Source organism: Streptomyces sp. NPDC034043, from assembly GCF_055575675.1.
On record NZ_JBVISF010000007.1, the window covers coordinates 19,163 to 40,462 of the forward strand.

The following is a 21,300-nucleotide window of genomic DNA, read 5'->3' on the forward strand; positions in this document are numbered from 1 at the left end:
CGGGGGAAGCCGGGGGCCGCCCGCCGGGGACGACGGGACGGCCCTCAGGCGCTCCGGCAGAGGGCCGTGTCCACGAGCTTCTCGACGTGCTTGGTGACCGCTCCGTCGACCGGGTCGGTGGTCACCGCGACAGCGGCGGCGCGGCCGTCGTCGGTGACTCCCCCACGGGTCTCGTAGCCGGCGATGTCGCCGCCGTGGCCCCAGTAGACGCCGCCGCACGACAGCGGCCTGCTCATCAGGCCCAGCCCGTAGCCGGCGCCCGTGTCACCGAGGGGGACGGTGGTGCGCATCTGGGCGAGCTGGGCGGGCCGCAGGAGGCGGCCCTCCAGGAGCGCGGTGAGGAACCGGTTGAGATCGGCGTTGGTGGAGATCATCTGGCCGGCGGCCCAGGACGCGGAGGGATCGATCTCCGTGACGTCGCGCAGGGGCGCGCCGGGCGCGTCCTGGTGGTAGCCCTTGGGGTGGGGTTCCCGGATGGTCGTGTCGCCTGCGGTGGGGAAGTAGGTGTGGCGCAGGCCGAGGGGCCGGACGATCCGCTTGTCGATCTCCTCGCCGAGGGGGCGGCCGGTGATCTTCTGGACGATGAGGCCGGCCAGTACGTAGTTCGTGTTGCTGTACGCCCAGCTGGTTCCCGGCGCGAAGACGGCCTTGTGCCGGAAGGCGATGTCGAGGACGTCGCGGGGTTCGAGGTAGCGGCGGCCGAGGATGTCGTCGGTGACGTCGGCCTCGTAGTCGGGCAGTCCGCTGGTGTGCTGGAGGAGCTCGCGGACCGTGATGCGGCGCCCGTCGATCCCTTCGCCGCGCACGAGGTCCGGGAGGTGGGTCTCGACCTTGTCGTCGAGGCCGATCCTGCCCTCGCCGACCAGTTGCAGCACGACCACGGCGGTGAACGTCTTGGTGTTGCTGCCGATGCGCACCTGACCGTCCCTGGCGCCCGCGGTGTACGTACGGGTGCGCCCGTCGCGGTCCTTGACGCTCGCCAGGGCGGCGGGCACGCCGTCGTCGGCCACCAGGGCGTTGAGCCCCTGCTGGACGGGGTCCGGGCGGGCGGTGGCGGCCGCGGCCGGGGCCAGGGCGCCGATGGCCATGACGGCCGCGGCCGCCGCTCGTACGAGGGTCCTGCGCCGGGTCTGCCTGGGCATGGGGGAACTCCTACGGAAATGCGGGGAATCGGTGGTGTGCCCAGCATTTCCGTATGCGGCGGTACGGGCGATCCTGCTGGCCGGAGGCCGCGGGGTGGGGCTTTCCCCCGGCCTCCCCCGGCTTTCCCCGGCCTCACCCTGCCTCCCCCGGCTTTCCCCGGCCTCACCCTGCCTTCCGCCGGGGGAAGCCGGGACCGGAGTCCTGCCGGTGCGGGCCCGGCCCCCGGGTGGGGCCGGGCCCGGGGACCGTCAGTGCCAGGTCTGGTAGGGGCTCCTCTGGGCGTGGGTGCCGCACGGGAAGGTGCGCAGGTGGAACTGGTGGCTGTCGTCCAGGCACAGGCCGGTCGCCTGGTTCTTGAACTCGACGGCGCCGTCCGGGTAGCGGTGGACGAACCAGCTCTCGTCCTTGGCCTTGTCGCACGGCTGCGCCGAGGCGGTACCGCGCGGGTGGTCGGTGAGGCAGAGACCGGTCTTGCGGTTCCGGAGCTCGCGGGTGCCGTCCGCCCACTGGTGGACGTTCCACTTCTGGTGGTCGTTGCCCAGGCACGTGTAGGTGCGGACACCGGCGTCGCTGTCGTCGAGGCAGGCCGACGTCGCCGCGTTGCGGAAGGTCTGGACGGTGTCGAGCGTGCCGGCCTCGGCGGTGGTGGTCGCCAGGGTGGTGGCGAGCAGGATGCCCGCCAGGATGGTCGTACGGGTGTTCATGTCGCTCCTGGGTGGGGTCAGCCGACGATGTTGACGGGGCGGTAGGCGTGGTAGCCGTCGCGGCCGTTCACGCCGTAGGAGTGCTTCTTCCAGCGCGTTCCGACGCCGCCGGCCTGCTCGTAGGACTTGTAGACGGTGTGCGCGCTGTTGGCCCAGCCGTCGAAGATGACGACGTGGCGGTTGTCGGCGCTGTTGCTGTTGGCCTTGATGACCAGGTCGCCGGGGGCGAGGTCCTTCATGGCGATGCGGCGGGTGAAGCCGTCGTTCTTGAGGGAGACGGTGTTGGGGCCGGGCTTGCGCAGACCGAGGGCCATGGAGACGTAGCCGGAGCAGTCCTGCCGGTAGCCGTCCTTCCAGTACTTGGTCTGGCTGTAGGGGACCGGGCGGCCGTTGTTGGCGGTCAGCCACGTCCTGGCCCGGGCGAGGACCTCCGAGCGGGTGATGCGGGGAGCCGCCTGGACGGCCTCGGCCGAGGAGCCGGCCGCCGGGGCCGGCGGCGCGGTCAGCGCGAGGGAGCCCAGGGACAGGAGGGTGGTCAACGCGGCCATGGCCACGCGGCGGGTGAGATTGACGGACATGCCCGTCCTCCGATTTCTGGCAGGGGAAAAACGCCGGTACGGCGCAGGTGGTGGGATCGCCGCTCACTCGACTGGGAGCCGGCTGATGCAGAGTCTGCGGCGGTCCGGCGAGGCCCCGCAACGCTGTCCCGTTTGCTTCGGGCAAGTCGGGATCCCTACCCTTCTGACCTGCTGGGACATGACCATCCCGGGACAGGGGCGAGCATGGTGGACGTCGGCGGGCGCAGCCCGGCGCAACAACTGGGCGGGGCACTGAGGGCGCTGCAGCAACGCTCCGGACGGACGCTGCGCTCCCTGGAGTCGGAGGTGAGGATCAGCGACTCCTCGCTGTCCCGCTACTTACGCGGCAGCACCATCCCGCCGTGGAGCACCGTCCGGGACCTGTGCCGGGCCCTGGGCGCCGACCCGGCGGAGTACCGGGCCCTGTGGGAGGCGGCGGACCGCAGCCAGCCGGCGCCTCCGCCGCCGCCCCCGGCCTCCTCCCCGTGGTGGCGCGGGCGCTGGGCGTGGGCGGCCGTCGGCGCCCTGGCCGGTCTGGTGCTCGGCACCACGCTCTGCCTGCTCCTCCTGGCGCCCGGGGCGCCGCCCTCGCAGCCGCGTGCGGCGGGCGGGGCGCCCGCGCCGCCGAGGAACGACATGACGCGGATCTTCGTCAACCGCTCCACGGGCAGCTGCCTGGACCACAGCCTCGACCAGGGCCTGCGCTCCTTCCCGCCCAACGGCATGAGCTATCAGCGCTGGACCGTCCACCCGCTGCCCGACGGCACCAGCACCCTGAGGAACCACGCCACGGGCGCCTGCCTGGACAGCGGCGACGGCGGACTCGACGCCCGCTCCTGCGACAAGGCCCCGTCGCAGCGGTGGACCGTCACGACATGGCCCGACGCGTCGGTCGAGGTCAAGAGCCGGACCACCGGCCAGTGTCTGGACGACAGCCCCGCGGGGCTGCGCGCCCTGCCCTGCGACCGGTCGGACGGCCAGAAGTGGGGCTGACCCCCGGGTCCGCCGGAAACGGACGGGGTTCGCACGGCCCCGGCCACGGGGCCCTGCCGGGCACACGTACGTTCGGTCCCCGCGGAGCAGTAGCCGGCCGGTGTGGCGGGCATGGCATCACATGTGACCCTCCTCCGTGACATGCGCTACCCCACCCCGCACGAACTCGCCCTGGCCGGCCGGGCACTGGCGGACGAGCACCCCGGCCGGGTGCGGATGCGGCAGGCCGGTGTCTCCCGGGGCGGCAGGCCGCTGTGGCTGCTCTCCGTCGACGGGCAGAGCGGCGGGCCCCGGGAGGTGCTCGTCGTCGCCGGGGCCCATGCCAACGAGCCCGTCGGCGGGGCGACCGCGCTGGACCTCGCCCGGCGGGTGATCCGGGCCGGGGGCGGCGGGGCCGGCTGGCACTTCCTGCTCTGCGCCGACCCCGACGGCGCCGACCTGCACCGCACGCCCCGCCCGTACTCGCTGCTGGACTACCACCGCAACTTCTACCGGCCGCCCGGCCCGGAACAGCCCGAGTGGGCCCCGTCCTTACTCCCCCCGGACCGGCTCCCGCCCGAGACCCGCACCCTGACCGCGCTCCTGGACCGGCTGCGCCCGGTCCTGCAGGTATCCCTGCACGGTACGGACCTCGGCGGGTCCTGGGTCCAGCTGACGCGTGACGTACCGGGGCTCGCCGAGCCCTTCGGGAAGTCGGCGGCCGAGCTGCGGATCCCGGTGGAGACCCGGGCCTCCGACGCCAACGGCTGGGGCACGCCCGGGCCCGGGATCTTCGTGATGCCGCAGGCCGGGAGCGAGGACACCCGGCTCAGTACCTGGTGCCACCACGGGACCACCGCGATCGTCGAAGTCCCCATGTGGGCCTCCCTCATCGTGGACGACCCGGCTCCGCACCCGGACCCCCGGGCCGCCCTGCGCATGCTGGCGGAGCGGCTGACCGGTGAGGCCGCGCGGGTGGCCGGGCTGCGGGAGGGGGTCGCGGCCGCCGGGCCGGGCGCGGCCGCCCTGCTGCGGGCGGTGGACTGGACGCTCGGGCTGATCCCGCAGGTCACCGCCGAGTGGACGGCTCCCGGGGCCCCCGCCGAGGCCACCACGGCCTCCCTCGGCAGCATCGACGCCTTCGGGCGGCGGCTCTCGCTGCGCGCCGCCGCGATGCTGCTGCGCGTCCTGCGGTCCCAGGCCCATCCGTCGGCGCCCGCCCTGGACCGCCTGGTGACGGGGTGGTGCGAGGAGTTCTCCGCCCGCTTCCAGGCCCGTTGGGTGCCGGTGGCCACGCAGGTGGAGCACCAGTCGCGGACGGTCCTGGCCGCGTACGGGTGTCTTCAGACCGGCCAGGCGTAGCGCCGCTTGGGGCGGCCCGTGGCGCCGAGGCGGTCGTAGAAGCGGATCGCGCCCTCGTTCCAGTCGGGGGTCTGCCACTCGACGTGTTCGAGGCCGAGGCGTCGGGCGAGACCGGCCACGCCCGCCATCAGGGCCGCCCCGAGGCCGTGGCCCCTGGCCTCCTCGGCGAGGTAGAGGCAGTCCATGTGGAGGTAGTGGCGGGCGTCCCAGAACGCGAACTCCTCCGAGCAGGCGGCGTATCCGGCCACCGTGCCCCCGGGGGTCTCGGCGAGCAGCACCCACAGCTGGGCGTCCTCGGCGAACAGCCGGGGACCGAGGCGCTCGCCGAGGTCCGCGGGCCGGGGTGCGGACTTCTCGTACGCGACGTGCTCGTGGATGAGCTCGGTGAGACGCGGAAGGTCTTCGGGGCGGGCGGGGCGCACGAGGCCGGTGTGGTCCATGGAGGGCATACTGCCGGGCCCTGGCGCCCCGTCAAAGGGTGGGCTGGGAAAAGGACGGCGACGGCACCGGCACCGGCACCGGCCGCACCGGTTGCGTCCCCCCGCCCCGGCCCAGGCCCGGCCCGCCCCGGCCCTCAGTTCTCCGAGAGCCGGAAGCTGATCCGTCCGAATCCCACCTGGTCCCCCGGCCGCACCACGGCCGCACCCGTCACCCGGCGCCCGTTGACGGTGGTGCCGTTGGTCGAGCCGAGGTCGCGCAGCAGCCACGTCCCGTCCCGCCGCATGCTCAGCTCCGCGTGCGCCCGCGAGACCGTGTCGTGGCTGAGCCGCAGCCCGTTGCCCGGGTCGCGGCCGATCCGCAGCGGGCCGGCGGCCGGGTGGGGGAACAGCAGCGCGGGCAGGCGCTCCACCTGCCAGGCCCGGCGCACCCCGGCGGACACGGCCGAGGCCCGGCCCACCCAGCCGAACAGCCGGCTGGTCCACGGGCTCGCGGCGCCGCCCGCCCCCTCCCGCGTCTGGAGGTCGGCGAGGAGGACGGCGAGGTCCTCGGAGCGACGGGCGGCCAGCGCGAGTTCCATGCGGCGCAGGAAGGTGTCGTGCGACAGCCTGCCGAGGGCCGCACCCTCCCTGAGCTGGCCCAGCGCCCGGTCGCGCTCCGCATCGGAGAGCCGGGGGGCCGGATAGGCGGGGAACTCGAAACTCGACGTCACAGGGTGATTGTCGGCCCGTCGGGTGCGGGGTGTCCAGAACTCCCCCGCCGGGCCCGGAATGATGGGCACGATACGGGCAGGATACGCATGCTGGACACCGCCGGAGACGAGGGGACCGTCCGTGCAGTTCGAGGTGTGGGCACCGCTGACAGGTCGGGTCGCCATGCGACTCAACGACACCACCTACGAGATGGGCCCCGACCCGGCCCCCGGCCGCTCCGGCTGGTGGGTCGCCGATGCCCCGGCGGCCGACGGCGACCGGTACGGGTTCCGCCTCGGCGACGATCCGGTGGTCCGGCCCGATCCGCGCGGGCGCCGGCTGCCCGACGGTACGGAGGGTCTGTCGGCGGTGGTCGACCTGACGGCCCTCGCGCCCCGGGTGCCGCCGCCGCGCGTCCCGCTCCAGGACGCGGTCCTGTACGAGCTGCACATCGGCACCTTCACCCCGGAGGGCACCTTCGAGGCGGCGGCCGCCCGCCTGGGGTACCTGGCCGGGCTGGGCGTCACGCACGTGGAGCTGATGCCGGTGTGCCCCTTCCCGGGCCGGCACGGCTGGGGGTACGACGGGGTCGCGCCGTGGGCGGTGCACGAGCCGTACGGGGGCCCGGCGGGACTGGCGGCCTTCGTGGAGGCCGCGCACGCCGCCGGGCTGGGGGTGGTGCTGGACGTGGTCCTGAACCACCTGGGCCCCTCCGGAAACCATCTCCCCGCCTTCGGACCGTACTTCACCGACACGCACCACACGCCCTGGGGCGCGGCCGTGAACCTGGACGCGCCCGGCTCCGACGAGGTCCGCTCGTACCTGATCGGGAGCGCGCTGGCCTGGCTGCGGGACTACCGGATCGACGGCCTGAGGCTGGACGCGGTGCACGCGCTGGCCGACGGGCGGGCGCTGCACTTCCTGGAGGAGCTGGCGGCGGCCGTGGACCGGCTGGCGGCGGAGACCACGCGCCCGCTGTTCCTGATCGCCGAGTCCGACCAGTGCGACCCCCGGCTGACGACGCCGCGTTCCGCCGGGGGCCTGGGCATGCACGCGCAGTGGAACGACGACTTCCACCACGCGCTGCACTGTGCCCTGACGGGCGAATCGCAGGGCTACTACGCCGACTTCGCCGAGGCCCCGCTCGGCGCCCTCGCCAAGACCCTGACGCGGGCGTTCTTCCACGACGGCACCTGGTCCTCCTTCCGCGGCCGCACCCACGGCCGGCCCGTGGACCGCCGCCGCACCCCCGCGCACCGCTTCGTCGGCTACACCCAGACCCACGACCAGGTCGGCAACCGGGCGCTGGGCGACCGGCTGTCCGCCTCCTGCTCCCCCGGGCTGCTGGCGTGCGCGGCGGCGCTGGCGCTGACCGGGCCCTTCGTACCGATGCTGTTCATGGGCGAGGAGTGGGGGGCCGGCACCCCGTGGCAGTACTTCACCGACCATCCCGACCCGGAGCTCGCCGAGGCGGTGCGCAGCGGCCGGCGGCGGGAGTTCGCGTCGCACGGCTGGAAGGCGGAGGAGATCCCGGACCCGCAGGACCCGGCGACCCGTGACCGGTCCTGCCTGGACTGGGCCGAACCGGAGCGGGAGTCGCACGCCTGGCTGCTGGAGTGGTACCGGACCCTGATCCGGCTGCGCCGCACCCACCCGGACCTGCGCGACCCGGACCTCGCGGCGGTCCGGGTGGCGTACGACGAGGACCGCCGCTGGCTGACCTTCCGGCGCGGCGAGGTACGGGTGGTGGTGAACCTGTCGACGGAGTCGGTGACGGTGGCGCTGGGCCGCAACGGAGTGCGGGTGCTGGCCTCCTGGGAGCCGGTGGAGCATCCGGGTCCGGACGGGCGGATCCACGTACCGGGCGAGTCGGCGGTGGTGCTGGGGCCGTGACGCCGCCGGGGAGCTCGGGGGCCGCCGCCCGGTGCTCGACGGGCGCGGCCCGGTCCTGCGGAGGGTCGGCTACGGGAGAGCGGTGAGGAACCTGGAGATCAGGGAGGCGATTTCCGGGAGGTGGGTTTCCAGCGCGAAGTGGCCCGCGCCCTCGAAGACGTGGACGTCCGCGTCCGGGGCGTCCCGCAGGTACGCCTTCGCCCCGGCCGGGGTGAAGAAGGGGTCCCCAGCGCCCCAGACGACCAGCACCGGCACCCGCGCCGACCGCAGCCAGGCCTGCCAGGCCGGGTAGTGCGCGAAGTTGGAGGCGTAGTCGAAGGCGAGGTCGGCCTGGGCGTCGGTCCGCCCCGGCAGGTTCAGGTAGTGCACGTCCAGGGTCCAGCTGTCCGGGGAGAGCAGGCCGGTGTCGGCGACGCCGGTCTCGTACTGGAAGCGGGTGCCCTCCAGGGTGAACAGTGCCCGTACCCGCTCTTCGTCGGCCGGGACCTCCCGCCGGAGAGCGGTGAACTCGCGGGCGGCGTCCGACAGGCCCTCCTCGTACGCGTTGCCGTTCTGCACGATCAGCCCGGTGACCCGTTCGGGGCGTCGCGTGGCGAGCCGTAGTCCGACCGGGGCGCCGAAGTCGAAGACGTACAGGGCGAAGCGGTCGAGGCGCAGGGCGTCGGTGAAGCCCTCCACGACGTCGGCGAGCCGGTCGAAGCTGTACGTGAACCCCTCCGGCGCCTCGGTCCGGCCGAAGCCGGGGTAGTCCGGGGCGATCAGGCGGTACGGGATGTCGCCGAGGGCGTCCATCAGGCGGGCGAACTGGTGCGAAGCGGTCGGGAAGCCGTGCAGCAGGAGGAGCACGGGGCCGTCGGCGGGGCCGCTCTCGCGGTAGGCGACGCGCACGCCCTCCACGTCGACGGTGCGGTGCCGGACGGACGGGATGGTGCGGTGAGCGGTCATCACATGCCTCCTGGGTGCGTGGTGGCATTAGCTTTGCCGACCCCGAGCTAATGGGTCAAGCGCTTCAGTTACCATTAGCCATGTGAAGGTGACCTTTCCGCTTACCGGCGAGCCCCTGGCCCTGGACCTCCTCAACACCCGCACCGCCGAGGGCGACCTCGTCGCCGGTCCCGCGGGCCTCGGCGCGTGGCTGGCCGAGCAGGCCGGGAGGCTGACGCCGGTCGGGGTGACCGGCGCGGCCGAGGTGGCCGCCGTACTGGCCGTACGGGAGGCCGCGCGGGCGGCCCTCGACGCCGCCCTGCGGGGTGGGCGGCCCCCGGCCGATGCGCTTCGCACGCTGAACGGCGCCCTGTCCGCGGCTCCCTCCCACCGGGAGCTGACCTGGACCGAGGAAGCCGGCATCACGGCCACCCCGCAGCGGCCGCCCGGCCCCGCGCGGCGGCTGGCGGCGGAGCTTGCCGAGGCGGTCGCGGAGCTCCTGACCGATCCCCGCGTGACGTCGGTCCGCGCCTGCGAGGCGGAGGACTGCGTCCTGCTCTTCCTGCCGGCTCATCCGCGACGCCGCTGGTGCGTGGCGTCCGCCTGCGGCAACCGCGCGCGCGTGGCCCGCCATTACGCCCGCCACAAGCGCCCCTGACCCCCGTCACGGGCCGGGTCGGGAGCCGGTGCGGCGGTCAGACCGGGGATCCCGCCGTCAGCTGTGCGGCGAGCGCGGCGGCCGCCCCGGACAGGCCGGCGGGCGCGAGCAGCTCGGTACGGTGCGCGAGGCGGGGTGCGGCGAGCGGTACGGCGACCCCCGCGCGGGCGGATTCGGCGAGCGGGCGCGGCAGCAGTACGAGGCCGTGCCCGGCGGCGGCGAGAGCGCACAGGGCGTGCAGGTCGGTGCCGTCGTAGCGCAGGCCGCCGCGTCCGGCGGTGAGCGGCAGCCCCACGTCCGGCGCGTCGAGCCAGCGCGCGTCGGCGAGGTCGTCGAGCCGGACGGAGTGCCGCACGGTGAAGGGGTGCCCGGCGGGGAAGAGCACCGCGAGCTCCTCCTCGCCGACGCCGGTGACCCGCAGCGGGGCCACGTCGGGCAGCCGCAGCGGGTCGCTCGGGGCGGCGAGGCCGTCGACGAGCCCGAGGTCACAGTCCCCGGCGGCGACGGCGGCGGGCACCCGGGCGGGGGGCAGGACGCGCAGGGTGACGCCCGTGGCGGGCAGGGCGGCGAGCAGCCGGGGGCCGGCGGCGGCGAGCGGGGAGACCGCGAGGGCGATCCGGCCCGGCGGGGCGGCGGCCAGCCGCAGTACGTCGGCGCGGGCCGCGTCGAGCCGCAGCAGCAGCGGCCGGGCGTGCTCCAGCAGCCGCGCCCCGGCCGGGGTGGGGGCGACGGGCCGCCGGGTGAGCAGCTCGGTGCGCAGGTCGCCCTCCAGCGCGGCGATGTGCTGGGAGACGGCGGACTGGGTGTAGCCGAGTTCGCGCGCGGCGGCGGAGAAGGAGGCGAGGCGGGCGACGGCGGTGAAGGTGCGGAGCAGGTGCGGATCCATGCCCGCAGGATGGCACCGCCCCTCAGCCGCCCGTCAGCCGCCCGTCAGCCGCTCATCAGCCTCACCTCAGCACCGCCCATCAGCGCCGCCGCCCCCCAGCGCCGCCCATCAGTAGCGCTTATCGGCCGTGCAGGAAAGGTCGTTGGCGCCGGAGCGGTACGGGGTCGCAGGATGATCGGCATGACCACCGCGCAGACCGCGTACGGCTCGGCCGTCGCCCGGATCGCCCTCGTCGGCGACCGCTCCCCGCACGTGGAGTCCCACACCCGGCTCCCGCTCCTGCTCGACGCGCTGGCCTCCCGCGAGGGGCTGGTGCTGGACGCCTACTGGATCCCGACCCCGGTGGCCGCGGCGGAGGCCGCGGCGGGGACCCTGTCCGGGTTCGACGCCGTGTGGGTGCTGCCGGGCAGCCCCTACGCGAGCGAGGCCGGGGCGCTGGCGGCGATCCGGGTCGCCCGGGAGGAGGGCATCCCCTTCCTCGGGACGTGCGGAGGCTTCCAGCACGCGCTGCTGGAGTACGCCCGCCACGTCTGCGGGCTGGAGGGGGCCGCGCACGCCGAGAACGACCCCGGGGCGGACGACCCGCTGATCGCCCCGCTGACCTGTTCGCTGGCCGGGCACGAGGAGCTCGTCCATGCCGAGCCCGGCTCCCTGGCCGAGTCGGCACTCGGGGCGGAGCGGTCGACGGAGCGCTACCACTGCCATTACGGGCCCTCGGCCCGCCACCTGCCGGTGCTCGCCGCGCACGGACTGCGCATGTCCGGGCACGACGGGGAGGGGCGGGTGCGGATGGCGGAGCTGCCCGGGCACCCCTTCTTCCTCGCCGCCCTCTTCCAGCCGGAGCTCGCCGGGGACGGGTCGCGTCCGCACCCGGTGATCCGCGCCCTGGCCGTCGCGGCGGTCGCCCGCGCCGCGCGCAGGACGGCCGGGACGCCCGCCGGCGGCCGGGCTGCCGGATGACCGGTCGCGGGACCACCCGTGGGATCGGCTATGCTGTGCGTGCACGACGAACGGGTGGTCACCACCCTTCGTGGTGGGTGTAGCTCAGTTGGTAGAGCACCTGGTTGTGGTCCAGGTGGCCGCGGGTTCAAGTCCCGTCACTCACCCTGTTGGTCCCGTAGGGGGTACGAGGTTCGCCTCGTACCCCCTACGGGCTTTTCCGCCGGACGGACCCGGGGTCAGCCGCGCAGGAAGGCCTCCACCTCCGTGACGAAGGCCACGGGGGTCTCCTGCGGCGGATAGTGGCCGGCGCCGGCGATCGTCACGACCCTGCAGTTCGGGAACGAGGCCTGGAAGGTTCCCCGCATGACCTCGGCGGTCAGGGCGAGGTCGTACTCCCCCACCAGGACGAGCACCGGCACGGTGCTGCCCTTGACCGCGGCGGACAGGTCGCGCGGCTGCCAGTCGGCGAAGTAGCCGGCGAAGGCCTCGGGGCGGGAGACGGCGAGGGAGTGGGCGACCATGCGCTCCAGCCAGTGGCGGCTCGCCCGGTGGCCGGTCACGAGGTCCAGGATGGTGCGGCGCTTGTCGGGGTCCTCGGCGGCCCCGTGGAAGAGGGCGTGGGTCGCGTCGTCCATCGCGTACGGCCCGGCGGGGACCGGGGTGAGCCCGATGAGCTTCTCGACGCGCTCGGGGGCGCGGGCCAGGACCTGCTGGGCGGCCTTGGCGCCCATGGAGTGGCCGATCAGGGAGAAGGTGTCCCAGCCCAGCTGGTCGGCGAGGGCGAGGACGTCGTCGGCGATCTCGGGGACGCTGTAGCGGCCGGACACGTCCCGGCGCTCTCCGTAGCCCCGGTAGTCGAGGAAGACGTACGAGAACCCCCGCGGGTCCAGGTAGTCGAGCACGGAGCCCCAGTTGGCGGAGGTACCGAACCAGTCGTGCAGCACGATGACACGGACGGGTCCGGTGCCGATCCGGCGATGGGCGATGGCCATGCGTTCTCCCTCGGTGACGCGCGGGTGGAAACCGACGCCGTAGGTACTGCCCATCCGGCCCACGGTCACACCACCGCCCGCGGCCGGGCCGGCCGGCCGGGACGCGTTCGCGAAATCGACGCGGGCGTTGACTTCGCGAGCGCGGAACCCGGGCCGGTCCGCCCGGAGGGGGCACGTGTCAGACGGTCTTGATCGCCGGGTCCGAGACGCTCGGGGCCCCCGTCTCCACGTGCCCCGCGAAGCGGCGCAGGAAGGTGGTGTCGGCGTCCGAGACCACGGAGACGTCGTACCAGCGGCCCGAGGCGCGCAGGTCGACGGTGTGGGAGACGGTGGCGCCCGGGTTGACCTTGAAGGTCTGCGGGGCACCGCCGTAGGCGTTGGTCACCGTGAGGTTCACCGCGGCGGTGCCCCCGTTGACCAGGGTCAGGGCCAGGTTGCCGGTGGCGTCCACGTGGCGGGCGGTGACCTCGGGGCCGGCCTTCTTCGCCGGGCCCTTCCAGGTGCGCAGGAAGCCGTTGGGGCCCCAGACCGTGAGGTCGATCCTGTTGCCGGTGGAGCTGCTGGTGGACCAGGTGTCGGAGAGGGTCTTGCCCGCCTCGACCGTGTAGGGCCAGGGGCCGTCCGTGCGGTTGCCCGAGGTGCTGTGGAAGTGGGCGCCGAGCTTGGGACCGGAGGAGAAGGTGAGCGTGAACTTGCCGGTGGAGACGGTGCGGGAGCCGTCCACGTACGGGCTGTAGCCGAGCGCGCGGGCGGGCTTGGAGCCGGCCTCCTGCTTCGGCAGGGTGCCCGACGCCGGCGGGGTCGGGTAGTAGGACGGGTGGCGGTTCTTGTCCGGCGGGACGTACCCGGCCGTCGACGGCAGCGCGGCGGGTGCAGCGTCCGCCAGGGTGAAGTCGAAGGCGGAGGTCAGGTCGCCGCAGACCGCGCGGCGCCACGGGGAGATGTTGGGCTCGTGCACCCCGAAGCGCTTCTCCATGAAGCGGATCACCGACGTGTGGTCGAAGGTCTCGGAGCAGACGTAGCCGCCCTTGCTCCACGGGGAGACCACGATCATCGGGACGCGCGGGCCGAGTCCGTAGGGGCCGGCCGCGTAGCCGCCGCCACCGGGGTAGAGGTCGCGGGTGACGTCGGCCGTGGACAGGCCCCAGGCCGAGGAGGCCGGCGGGTACGGCGGGACCACGTGGTCGAAGAAGCCGTCGTTCTCGTCGTAGGTGATGAAGAGGGCGGTCTTCGCCCACACCGCCGGGTTCGCCGTCAGCGCGTCGAGGACCTGCGAGATGTACCAGGCGCCGAAGTTCGTCGGCCAGTTCGAGTGCTCGCTGAACGCCTCGGGGGCGGCGATCCAGGACACCTGGGGCAGTTTGCCGTTCAGCACGTCCGCGCGCAGCCGGTCGAAGTAGCCGTCGCCCGCCTTGACGTTCGTGCCGGTGCGGGCCTTCTCGTACAGGGCGCTGCCGGGCTGGGCATTGCGGTAGGTGTTGAAGTACAGCAGCGAGTTGTCGCCGTAGTTGCCGCGGAAGGCGTCGTTGATCCAGCCCCAGTGGCCCGCGGCGTTCAGGCCGTCGCCGATGTCCTGGTAGACCTTCCACGAGATTCCGGCGGTCTCCAGGCGCTCGGGGTAGGTCTTCCAGCCGTACCCGGCCTCCTGGTTGCCGAGGACCGGGCCGCCGCCCAGGCCGTCGTTGCCCGTGTGGCCCGTCCACATGTAGTAGCGGTTGGGGTCGGTGGCGCCGATGAAGGAGCAGTGGTAGGCGTCGCACACGGTGAACGCGTCGGCGAGGGCGTAGTGGAAGGGGATGTCCTTCCGGGTCATGTACGACATGGTGGTGGCGGTCTTCGCCGGGACCCACTTGTCGTACTTGCCGTTGTTGTAGGCCTGGTGGCCGCCCGCCCAGTCGTGGTCCAGGCCGGTGAGGAACTGCATCCCGAGGTCTTCCACCTGCGGGTTGAAGGGCAGGACGTCCTTCGCGCCGTCGGACTGGTGGAAGACCGGTTTGCCGTTGTCCTGGAGGACCGGCCGCGGGTCGCCGAAGCCCCGGACCCCCTTCATCGCGCCGAAGTAGTGGTCGAAGGAACGGTTCTCCTGCATGAGGACGACGATGTGCTCGATGTCCTGGATCGTGCCGGTGCCGCCCTGCGCGGAAATGGCGGCGGCGCGCGCGATGCTCTCGCTGAGCATCGCGGCGGCCGCGGTGCCGCCGGCGATCTGGAGGAACCTGCGTCGGTCGAGTTCAGCCATGGGTGACGACCTCTAGGGGGTGAGGGGGCATCGAGGGGCGCCCCAAGGACAGCGGTCCCGGGGTACCGGACGGGGATCCTTGTCTGACGTCGGGCCGTACAGCGGACGAACGGAAGGCCCCGTGGACGGCAGCTCCCGAACGGCCCCGGCATCCGCGAGGCCTCCGCGCGCACTGCGACAGGGGCCGGACGGATGGCGGGGACGTCAAGGGGCGTGCCGTGCGCTCCGCTGCCGGTACGGTACGTCCCCTCGCACCCCGCACAACAGACCCTGGTGTCACGCCAGTTGACCTCACAGCGGCACGCGCGCACTGATCCGCCCCGGGCGCGGGGCGCCCGGGACGGGGCCGCCCGAGCGGCTGGGCCCCCGCCGCGCCTGCCCTGAGGTGAACGGCGGGGGTCCTACTCAGCGCCCCCACAGGGGAACTGAGCATCCGTACTCAGGTCCCGGCGCGGCCGGGTCGTCATCGTGGAGGCATGTCCATACAGTCTTGTGATCCGCGCCCGCGCGTCGGCATAACCGCCGTCGCCAGCCTGCTGCCCGAGGACGCCGTGTCGTCCGACGAGCTCCAGCGGGAGGTGTCCCGGCGCAGCGGTCTCGCGCTGCCCGCGCGGCTCCTGACGCAGGCCACCGGGATCGTGTCGCGCCGGGTCGCGGCCCCGGGGGTGTACGCCTCCACGCTCGCGGTGGGCGCGGCCCGCCGGGTGCTGGACTCGGCCGGGCTCTCGCCGCTCGACGTGGACCTCCTGGTCTTCGCCTCCGCCTCGCGGGACCTGGTCGAGCCGGCGACCGCGCACATCGTGCAGGCCGAACTGGGCTCCAGGGCGCACGCGGTGGACGTGACCAACGCCTGCAACAGCTTCGTCAACGGGATCGACCTCGCCCGCAGCGCGATCCTCGCCGGGCGGGCCCGGCGGGCGCTGGTGGTCACCGGGGAGACCCCGAGCCGGGCGGTGCGGAAGGACCCCGCCGACCTCGCCGAGTTCCGCGGCGCCTTCGCGGGATACACCTTCGGCGACGCGGGCGCGGCCGTCCTCCTGGAGGAGGTGGGGCGCGGCGGGATCCTGGACGTGGACAGTGAGACGCATTCGGAGCACTGGGAGGTCGGGGGCATCCCGGGCGGCGGATCACGGCACCCGCGCGGGGACGCGTACACCTATTTCCAGGGGGACGGACACGAGCTGCGCGGGGTGTTCGAGAAGGTGGGGACCGCGGTCATCGACCGGACGCTGCACCGCACGGGCATGGACTGGGACGGCTTCGCGAAGGTGCTGGTGCACCAGGTGACGGTGCCGTACCTGGAGCGGTTCGCGGAGCTGACCGGGGTGCCCGCGGGGAAGCTGGTGGTCACGGTGCCCGAGCTGGGGAACGTGGCGAGCGCGAGCATCGGGGTGCAGCTGGAGCGGGTCTTCCCGGGGCTGGCGGCCGGGGAGCGGGTGCTGTTCGTCGGGCTGGGCGGCGGGATCAGCATCATGACGATGGTCTGGGAGAAGTCGTGAGCACCCGCATGTGGGTGGTGGTGCCCGCGCACGAGGAGGCGGCGCGGCTCGGCCAGACCCTGCGGGCGCTGGCCGCGCAGCGGGACCGGGACTTCACCCTGCTGGTCGTGGACAACGCCTCGGCGGACGGCACGGGCCGGATCGCCCGGGAGTTCGCGGCGGGGGCGCCCTTCCCGGTGGAGGTGATCGAGGAGCCGGAGAAGGGGGTCGGCTCGGCGGTGGACACCGGTTTCCGGTACGCGATCGGGCGCGGCGCCACGCTGCTGGCGCGCACGGACGCGGACTGCCTGCCCCGGCCAGGGTGGACGGGCGCGGCCCGGGCCGCGCTGCTGGCCCGGCCGGGTCTGGTGTGCGGGCGGGTCACGGCCCGGCGCGACGAGCACGGCCCGCTGGGCCGGGCCGGTTTCGCGGGGCTGGTCGCGCTGGCGGCGCTGTTCGGGCGGCTGCGGCCCGGGCACGCCCGGCGGCACGGTTTCCGGGCGCCGTACCGGATGCACGCGGGGAACAACATGGCGATCACCGCCGAGCTGTACCTGGCCGTGGGAGGGATGCCGCGGCGCCCCTCGCCGACGGACCGGCTCTTCCTGAACGCGGTACGCCGCCACACCGACCGGATCTCCCGCTGCCGGGGCATGGTCGTGGAGAACTCCACGCGCCGGCTGCGCGGGTACGGCCTCGCCGGGACCGCCCGCTGGTACCTCGACCAGGGCAGCGGCACGCACGGAACGGACGACCCCCGCTGATGCTGGACCGACTCGAACACGCGCTGCGGGCCCGCCCCGAGCAGCCCGCCGTGCTCTCCGCGACCCGTTCCGGCGGCACCCGCGTCCGCGCCACCCGGGGCGAGATCGCCGCACTGGCCGACGACTTCGCCGCCGCGCTGCACGCGCGCGGACTGCGCGCCGGGGACACCGTCGGCGTCGCCGTGCGGCCGGGGCCGCGCGCGCTGGCGGTGCTGCTCGCGCTGTGGCGGCTCGGGCTGCGCGGCGCGGTGCTGGACCCCGGTGCCGGGGCGGAGGTGCTGCGGGCCCGGCTCCGGCTGGCGCGGCCCGCGCTGGTGCTGGCCGACGCGCCCGCGCAGGCGGTGGCCGGGTGGGCCCGGCCGCTGGCCCGGCGGGCGGCGCTGGAGCTGCCGGAGCTGGCCTCGCTGGGGCCGGTGACCACGGTGGGGCCGCGGCTGCCGGGGTGCGCGCCCGCCCTGGAACGGGGGGCGCCCCGGGCGGGGGTGCCGGCCGGGGACGGCGGATACGACGAAAACGCGGACGCGGTGATCGTGTTCACCTCCGGGACCACCTCGCGGCCCCGGGCCGTGGTGCACACCCGGGCGGGGCTGGCCGCCGGGATGGAGACGGTGTCCGCGCTGTTCGCCACCGGGGGCGACCGGGGAGAGCCCGTGCTGGGTGGCACCTTCTTCGTGCTGGTGCCGTCGCTGGCGCACGGGGCGCCGGTCGCGCTGCCGGCCCGCTCCCCCGCGACGCTGGCCCGGCAGCTGGACCGGCTCCGGCCCCGGGACACCTATCTGACCCCGCCCCAGCTGCGGGACGCGCTCGGCGCGGGGGCCCGGTTCGGGGGCCGGGTGTGGACGGGTTCGGCTCCGGCGAGCGCCGAGCTGCTGGGCCGGGTCCGGGAGGCGGGCGCGGAGCAGGCGTGGGGGGTGTACGCGCTGACCGAGCTGTTCCCCGCCGCGGCGGTGGAGTCCCGGGAGAAGGCCGCCTTCGAGGGGGCCGGGGACCTGGTGGGCGCCCCGCTGCCCGGGGTGCGGACCGCCGTGGACGCGGACGGCCAGCTGCTGCTGGCCGGGCCCGCGGCCCGGGACCGCTACCTGGGGGAGGCCCCCGATCCGTGGGTGGCCACGGGGGACCGGGCGGCCCTGGACGGCGCCGGGCGGATCGTACTGGGGGGCCGCTGCAAGGACATGGTGCTGCGCAGGGCGGAGAACATCTACCCGGGCCTGTACGAGCCGGGCCTGCACGTGCCGGGAGTGGAGCTGGGCGTCCTCGTCGGGGTCCCGGCGGGCGACGGGGACGAGCGCCTGGTGGCGGTGGTCCAGCCGCGGCCCGGCGTCCCCGAACCGGCCCTGCGCGCCGCGCTGTCCGAGCCGCTGCGGCGGATGGGGACCGCCCGGCCGGACGCGCTGCTGTTCGCGCGGATCCCGCTGTCGGGGCGCTCGCGCAAACCGGACCGGGCGGCGGTGTCGGCGCTGGCGGCCCGGCTGGTGACGGCCGCGGGGACGGGGTTGTGAGCCTGTGGGTGGTGATCCCCGCGTACAACGAGGCGGGCTCGATCGGGGCGACCCTGGCGGCGCTGGCCGCGCAGCACGACACCGGCTTCCGCCTGGTGGTGGTGGACAACGCCTCCACCGACGGGACGGCCCGGACCGTCCGGGAGTTCGCCCGGTCGGCGCCCTTCCCCGTCGAGCTGGTCCACGAGCCCGAGCCGGGGGCGGGGACCGCCGCCGACACCGGCTTCCGGCACGCCGTACGCGGCGGGGCGCGCCTGTTGCTGCGTACGGACGCGGACTGTCTGCCCGCCCGGGACTGGACGGCCGTCGCCCGGGCGGAGTTCGGCCGGGGGGCGGAGGTGCTGTGCGGGCGGAGCGTGCCGCGCCGGGACGAGCGGCCGGACTTCGCCGAGTCCCGGCTGCTGCCGGCGCTGGTGCGGCTGACCGCGCTGTACGGGCGGGTGCGCCCCGCGCACCGCGGCCCGCGCTACCTGGCCCCGTACGTGCTGTGTCACGGCCACAACCTCGGCATCACCGCCGAGCTGTACGTGCGCTGCGGCGGGGCGCCGCGCGAGCGGCTGGAGGAGGGCTCGGAGGACGTCACCCTGCTCAACCGGGCCCGCGAGCACAGCGCGCGGGTCGTGCGCGCCGAGCACCTGGTGGTGGAGAACAGCCTGCGGCGGCTGCGCTCCTGGGGTGCGCGGCGCACCCTGCTCTGGTACTGGGACCGGCGCTACCGGCCCACCGACACGGAAGAGGTCCACGTCCGATGACCACCACCGCCCAGGCACGGGCGCGCCGGCGCGACCGCCGGGTCTACCTGCGCAGCCACCCGCTGCTCTTCGGGCTGCTCGCCGCCACGCGCGGGCGGGCCGTGCGCCGGCTCGGGGGCACGGTGCTGGTGCACGACGCCGGCGCCTACCGGGAGGCGCTGACCCGGATCCCGCTGGACCGGACGGCGGCGGGCACCACGGGCGGGGCCGCGCGGGAGGCGCTGCGCGGGGACGGCGGGGTGCTGTTCGACCAGGAGGGCGGCGGGCACCGGGCCGGCCGGCGCTCGCTCGCGGAGGGCCTCGGCGCGGCCGGGGTGGAGGAGCTGCGCGCGGTGTGGCGACCGCTGCTGGTACGGGCTCCGGCGCCGCTGGGCCGGGGTGCGGAGGTGGACGTGGTGGCGCTGGCGCGGGAGCTGGCCGGCACGGTGGCGGCGGCCCTGCTGGACAGCCCGGCCGCGCCGCGGGATCTCGCGGAGGCGGCCGCGCGAGCCGCGTCGGCCTCGGTGCGCAGCCACCTGCCGGGCCCGCCGAGGCCCGGCGCGGGGGCGGCGGCGGCCCGGGCGGCGGAGCGCCTGCGGGGGCTGCTGGGCGGCGGGGACGCCCTGGACGCGATGGTGGCGGTGGCCGCGGTGAACACCACCGTGGCGGCGGTGCCCCGGGCCGTCGCCTGGTGCGCGGACGCCGGGCTGTGGGGGCAGGCCGCGGACGCGGAGCTGCGGCCCCGGCTGGCGGAGGAGCTGCTGCGGGTCACGGCGGCCTCGCCGGTGCTGCCCCGGGTCGCGGCCGGGGCGGGGACGGTCGGGGGCTGTCCGGTGCGGGGCGGGGACCGGCTGCTGCTGGTGGCCCGGCACGCGGCGGAGGCGCACCGGCGCGACCCGGACGGGCGGGATCCGGCGGGGGCGGGGACGGCGCGGCTGGTGTTCGGGGCGGGGCCGCACGTGTGCCCGGGGGCCCGGCTGGCGACCGTCCTGCTGGGCGACGTCCTGGCGGCGCTGGCACCGTACCGGCCGGTGGTGACGCGTTCCCGGGTGGACCGGCGGGCGGCCCTGCCGGGGTGGCGGGTGCTGCGGCTGAGGGCGGGCTCATGAGGATCGGGGTGACGGGGGCGAGCGGCTTCTGCGGCGGGCACGTGGCCCGGGCGGCGGCCGCGGCCGGGGCCGCCGTGGTCTGTCTGGGCCGCGGTCCGGGCCCGCTGGGCGAGCACCGGTTCTGGGACGCGGCGTCCGCCGTGCCGGACCTGTCGGGCGTGGACGTGGTGGTGCACTGCGCGGCGGCGGTGGGGGATCCGGCTCCGGGCTCGCGGGCGGAGGCCGCCATGCGCGCCGTCAACGTCGAGGGCACCGCGCGGCTGCTGCGCGCGGCGGCCGGGCGGCCGGTGGTGTGGGTGAGCAGCGCGAGCGTCTACGACCCGCGGCGGGACCGTCGCCGTGTCACGGAGGACCATCCCCGCGCGCACCACCTGAACGCGTACGGCCGTACGAAGGCGGCGGGCGAGGCCCTGGCGCTGGAGGCGGGCGCGGTGGTCCTGCGCCCGAGGGCGGTGTACGGCCCGGGCGACACCCAGCTCCTGCCCCGGCTGCTCTCCCGGGTCCGCGCCGGGACCCTGCTGCTGCCGGGCCCGGACGTGCGGCTGAGCCTGACGGCGGTGGAGAACCTGGCGGACGCCTGCCTGGCGGCGCCCGGCTGGGCCCCGGGCGCGTACAACGTGGCGGACGCGGCCCCGTACGGGCGGGACGCGGCGGTCGCCGCGGTGCTGCGCGCCCACGGCGTCCGCGCCCGCGTCCGGCACCTGCCGCTCCGGGCGGCCGGCGCGGCGGCCGGGGCGGCGCAGTCGCTGGCCCGCCTCACCGGCACGGAGCCGGCCCTCAGCCGCTACGCGGTGGACCAGCTGGCGCATCCGGTGGTCCTGGACCTGGCCAGGGCCCGCTCCCAGGGCTGGACCCCGCGGCGGACCCTGGAGGACTACCTCAGCTCTGTGCGGGGGTGAGCCGCAGGGAGATGCTGTTGATGCAGTACCGCTGGTCCGTCGGGGTGGGGTAGCCCTCGCCCTCGAAGACGTGGCCGAGGTGGGAGCCGCACTTCGCGCAGAGGACCTCGGTGCGGACCATGCCGTGGGAGGTGTCGGCCTTGAGCTCCACCGCCTCGCTGTCCTTCGGGTCGTAGAAGGACGGCCAGCCGCAGTGCGACTCGAACTTCTCCGAGGAACGGAAGAGCTCGGCGCCGCAGCCGCGGCAGGAGTAGACGCCTTCCGTCTTGGTGTCGGTGTACTCGCCGCGGAAGGCGGGCTCGGTGCCGGCGAGGCGCAGCACCTGGTACTCCGACGGGGTCAGCTCCGCCTGCCACTGCTCGTCCGTCTTCTGGACCTCGTACGCCATGACTCTCCC

At 75.2% G+C, this 21,300-nt stretch carries 21 protein-coding genes and 1 tRNA gene; 12 read left to right on the plus strand and 10 right to left on the minus strand.

Annotation, left to right across the window (positions count from 1 at the left end; translation table 11 throughout):
• Positions 1 to 44: 44 nt before the first annotated feature.
• The 3 genes from ACZ51S_RS18545 to ACZ51S_RS18555 all read right to left on the minus strand — a co-directional run bounded on the left by ACZ51S_RS18545 (position 45) and on the right by ACZ51S_RS18555 (position 2,425).
• A complete protein-coding gene (locus ACZ51S_RS18545; RefSeq protein ID WP_468802723.1) occupies positions 45 to 1,142 on the minus strand; it encodes a serine hydrolase domain-containing protein in 1,098 nt (365 codons plus the stop codon).
• A 249-nt stretch (positions 1,143 to 1,391) separates the two neighbouring features.
• Complete coding sequence (locus ACZ51S_RS18550) at positions 1,392 to 1,847, minus strand: RICIN domain-containing protein (RefSeq protein ID WP_468961464.1); 456 nt, start codon at positions 1,845 to 1,847, stop codon at positions 1,392 to 1,394.
• A 17-nt stretch (positions 1,848 to 1,864) separates the two neighbouring features.
• Entirely contained in the window at positions 1,865 to 2,425 is a 561-nt protein-coding gene (locus tag ACZ51S_RS18555) for a hypothetical protein (RefSeq protein ID WP_468479305.1), read from the minus strand.
• 204 nt (positions 2,426 to 2,629) lie between these two features.
• On the opposite strand from ACZ51S_RS18555, the gene ACZ51S_RS18560 reads away from it, so the two are divergent.
• Both ACZ51S_RS18560 and ACZ51S_RS18565 read left to right on the plus strand, forming a co-directional pair.
• Complete coding sequence (locus ACZ51S_RS18560) at positions 2,630 to 3,418, plus strand: RICIN domain-containing protein (protein WP_468802724.1); 789 nt, start codon at positions 2,630 to 2,632, stop codon at positions 3,416 to 3,418.
• A gap of 111 nt (positions 3,419 to 3,529) precedes the next feature.
• Complete coding sequence (locus tag ACZ51S_RS18565; protein WP_468479303.1) at positions 3,530 to 4,759, plus strand: M14 family zinc carboxypeptidase; 1,230 nt, start codon at positions 3,530 to 3,532, stop codon at positions 4,757 to 4,759.
• On the opposite strand, the gene ACZ51S_RS18570 is transcribed toward ACZ51S_RS18565, so the two are convergent.
• Positions 4,741 to 5,199, minus strand: coding sequence for a GNAT family N-acetyltransferase (locus tag ACZ51S_RS18570; RefSeq protein ID WP_468802725.1), 459 nt, complete (start codon positions 5,197 to 5,199; stop codon positions 4,741 to 4,743). The two genes, ACZ51S_RS18565 and ACZ51S_RS18570, sit on opposite strands and share 19 nt — an antisense overlap.
• Positions 5,200 to 5,333: 134 nt before the next feature.
• The gene (locus ACZ51S_RS18575; protein ID WP_468479301.1) at positions 5,334 to 5,909 is read right to left on the minus strand and encodes an FHA domain-containing protein; all 576 of its coding nucleotides are present in this window, start codon (positions 5,907 to 5,909) and stop codon (positions 5,334 to 5,336) included.
• Between the two features lie 121 nt (positions 5,910 to 6,030).
• On the opposite strand from ACZ51S_RS18575, the gene treZ reads away from it, so the two are divergent.
• Positions 6,031 to 7,782 carry a malto-oligosyltrehalose trehalohydrolase gene (gene treZ / locus ACZ51S_RS18580; RefSeq protein ID WP_468802726.1) on the plus strand — a complete coding sequence of 584 codons (1,752 nt, stop codon included), beginning with the start codon at positions 6,031 to 6,033 and terminating at the stop codon, positions 7,780 to 7,782.
• Between the two features lie 69 nt (positions 7,783 to 7,851).
• Here the strand turns inward: treZ and ACZ51S_RS18585 are convergent, their stop codons facing one another.
• A complete protein-coding gene (locus tag ACZ51S_RS18585) occupies positions 7,852 to 8,727 on the minus strand; it encodes an alpha/beta fold hydrolase (protein ID WP_468802727.1) in 876 nt (291 codons plus the stop codon).
• Between the two features lie 88 nt (positions 8,728 to 8,815).
• On the opposite strand from ACZ51S_RS18585, the gene ACZ51S_RS18590 reads away from it, so the two are divergent.
• Positions 8,816 to 9,364 (plus strand): CGNR zinc finger domain-containing protein, encoded by a 549-nt coding sequence (locus tag ACZ51S_RS18590; protein WP_468479298.1) that lies wholly within the window; start codon positions 8,816 to 8,818, stop codon positions 9,362 to 9,364.
• 37 nt (positions 9,365 to 9,401) lie between these two features.
• Here the strand turns inward: ACZ51S_RS18590 and ACZ51S_RS18595 are convergent, their stop codons facing one another.
• Complete coding sequence (locus tag ACZ51S_RS18595; RefSeq protein ID WP_468802728.1) at positions 9,402 to 10,250, minus strand: LysR family transcriptional regulator; 849 nt, start codon at positions 10,248 to 10,250, stop codon at positions 9,402 to 9,404.
• 180 nt (positions 10,251 to 10,430) lie between these two features.
• Here ACZ51S_RS18595 and ACZ51S_RS18600 point away from each other — a divergent pair, with 180 nt between their 5' ends.
• Together ACZ51S_RS18600 and ACZ51S_RS18605 are read left to right on the plus strand one after the other, a co-directional pair.
• On the plus strand, positions 10,431 to 11,210 hold the full coding sequence (locus tag ACZ51S_RS18600) for a CTP synthase C-terminal region-related (seleno)protein (RefSeq protein ID WP_468802729.1): 780 nt from the start codon (positions 10,431 to 10,433) through the stop codon (positions 11,208 to 11,210).
• A gap of 73 nt (positions 11,211 to 11,283) precedes the next feature.
• Positions 11,284 to 11,356 (plus strand) — tRNA-His (locus tag ACZ51S_RS18605).
• Between the two features lie 72 nt (positions 11,357 to 11,428).
• Here ACZ51S_RS18605 and ACZ51S_RS18610 read toward each other — a convergent pair.
• Together ACZ51S_RS18610 and ACZ51S_RS18615 are read right to left on the minus strand one after the other, a co-directional pair.
• Positions 11,429 to 12,238 (minus strand): alpha/beta fold hydrolase, encoded by an 810-nt coding sequence (locus ACZ51S_RS18610; protein WP_468802731.1) that lies wholly within the window; start codon positions 12,236 to 12,238, stop codon positions 11,429 to 11,431.
• A gap of 124 nt (positions 12,239 to 12,362) precedes the next feature.
• Positions 12,363 to 14,423 carry a phosphocholine-specific phospholipase C gene (locus ACZ51S_RS18615; RefSeq protein ID WP_468479294.1) on the minus strand — a complete coding sequence of 687 codons (2,061 nt, stop codon included), beginning with the start codon at positions 14,421 to 14,423 and terminating at the stop codon, positions 12,363 to 12,365.
• 476 nt (positions 14,424 to 14,899) lie between these two features.
• Between ACZ51S_RS18615 and ACZ51S_RS18620 the strand changes: the two genes are divergently transcribed.
• From ACZ51S_RS18620 to ACZ51S_RS18645, 6 genes are read left to right on the plus strand one after another with little or no spacing between them, the layout of a single operon-like run.
• A complete protein-coding gene (locus ACZ51S_RS18620; protein ID WP_468802732.1) occupies positions 14,900 to 15,922 on the plus strand; it encodes a 3-oxoacyl-ACP synthase III family protein in 1,023 nt (340 codons plus the stop codon).
• The gene (locus ACZ51S_RS18625; RefSeq protein ID WP_468961468.1) at positions 15,919 to 16,665 is read left to right on the plus strand and encodes a glycosyltransferase family 2 protein; all 747 of its coding nucleotides are present in this window, start codon (positions 15,919 to 15,921) and stop codon (positions 16,663 to 16,665) included. Before ACZ51S_RS18620 ends, ACZ51S_RS18625 begins: the two co-directional genes overlap by 4 nt.
• Positions 16,665 to 18,164: a class I adenylate-forming enzyme family protein gene (locus tag ACZ51S_RS18630; RefSeq protein WP_468961470.1), complete on the plus strand. Its 1,500-nt coding sequence runs from the start codon at positions 16,665 to 16,667 to the stop codon at positions 18,162 to 18,164. Before ACZ51S_RS18625 ends, ACZ51S_RS18630 begins: the two co-directional genes overlap by 1 nt.
• A complete protein-coding gene (locus ACZ51S_RS18635) occupies positions 18,161 to 18,916 on the plus strand; it encodes a glycosyltransferase family 2 protein (RefSeq protein WP_468802734.1) in 756 nt (251 codons plus the stop codon). Before ACZ51S_RS18630 ends, ACZ51S_RS18635 begins: the two co-directional genes overlap by 4 nt.
• Positions 18,913 to 20,004, plus strand: a complete 1,092-nt coding sequence (locus tag ACZ51S_RS18640) for a cytochrome P450 (protein WP_468961472.1) — start codon at positions 18,913 to 18,915, stop codon at positions 20,002 to 20,004. The genes ACZ51S_RS18635 and ACZ51S_RS18640 overlap by 4 nt, the downstream gene beginning before the upstream one ends.
• Complete coding sequence (locus tag ACZ51S_RS18645) at positions 20,001 to 20,903, plus strand: NAD-dependent epimerase/dehydratase family protein (protein ID WP_468802736.1); 903 nt, start codon at positions 20,001 to 20,003, stop codon at positions 20,901 to 20,903. The genes ACZ51S_RS18640 and ACZ51S_RS18645 overlap by 4 nt, the downstream gene beginning before the upstream one ends.
• On the opposite strand, the gene msrB is transcribed toward ACZ51S_RS18645, so the two are convergent.
• A complete protein-coding gene (gene msrB / locus ACZ51S_RS18650) occupies positions 20,884 to 21,291 on the minus strand; it encodes a peptide-methionine (R)-S-oxide reductase MsrB (protein ID WP_388938586.1) in 408 nt (135 codons plus the stop codon). The two genes, ACZ51S_RS18645 and msrB, sit on opposite strands and share 20 nt — an antisense overlap.
• Between the last annotated feature and the right edge of the window lie 9 nt (positions 21,292 to 21,300).

Coding starts and splice junctions, on each gene's coding strand:
- ACZ51S_RS18585 (WP_468802727.1), bottom strand. CDS start 8,727: ATGACCGCTCACCGCACCATCCCGTCCGTCCGGCACCGCACCGTCGAC.
- ACZ51S_RS18630 (WP_468961470.1), top strand. CDS start 16,665: ATGCTGGACCGACTCGAACACGCGCTGCGGGCCCGCCCCGAGCAGCCC.
- ACZ51S_RS18645 (WP_468802736.1), top strand. CDS start 20,001: ATGAGGATCGGGGTGACGGGGGCGAGCGGCTTCTGCGGCGGGCACGTG.
- ACZ51S_RS18620 (WP_468802732.1), top strand. CDS start 14,900: ATGTCCATACAGTCTTGTGATCCGCGCCCGCGCGTCGGCATAACCGCC.
- ACZ51S_RS18555 (WP_468479305.1), bottom strand. CDS start 2,425: ATGTCCGTCAATCTCACCCGCCGCGTGGCCATGGCCGCGTTGACCACC.
- ACZ51S_RS18610 (WP_468802731.1), bottom strand. CDS start 12,238: ATGGGCAGTACCTACGGCGTCGGTTTCCACCCGCGCGTCACCGAGGGA.
- ACZ51S_RS18615 (WP_468479294.1), bottom strand. CDS start 14,423: ATGGCTGAACTCGACCGACGCAGGTTCCTCCAGATCGCCGGCGGCACC.
- ACZ51S_RS18560 (WP_468802724.1), top strand. CDS start 2,630: ATGGTGGACGTCGGCGGGCGCAGCCCGGCGCAACAACTGGGCGGGGCA.
- ACZ51S_RS18545 (WP_468802723.1), bottom strand. CDS start 1,142: ATGCCCAGGCAGACCCGGCGCAGGACCCTCGTACGAGCGGCGGCCGCG.
- ACZ51S_RS18640 (WP_468961472.1), top strand. CDS start 18,913: ATGACCACCACCGCCCAGGCACGGGCGCGCCGGCGCGACCGCCGGGTC.
- ACZ51S_RS18600 (WP_468802729.1), top strand. CDS start 10,431: ATGACCACCGCGCAGACCGCGTACGGCTCGGCCGTCGCCCGGATCGCC.
- ACZ51S_RS18595 (WP_468802728.1), bottom strand. CDS start 10,250: ATGGATCCGCACCTGCTCCGCACCTTCACCGCCGTCGCCCGCCTCGCC.
- ACZ51S_RS18550 (WP_468961464.1), bottom strand. CDS start 1,847: ATGAACACCCGTACGACCATCCTGGCGGGCATCCTGCTCGCCACCACC.
- ACZ51S_RS18570 (WP_468802725.1), bottom strand. CDS start 5,199: ATGGACCACACCGGCCTCGTGCGCCCCGCCCGCCCCGAAGACCTTCCG.
- msrB (WP_388938586.1), bottom strand. CDS start 21,291: ATGGCGTACGAGGTCCAGAAGACGGACGAGCAGTGGCAGGCGGAGCTG.
- ACZ51S_RS18565 (WP_468479303.1), top strand. CDS start 3,530: ATGGCATCACATGTGACCCTCCTCCGTGACATGCGCTACCCCACCCCG.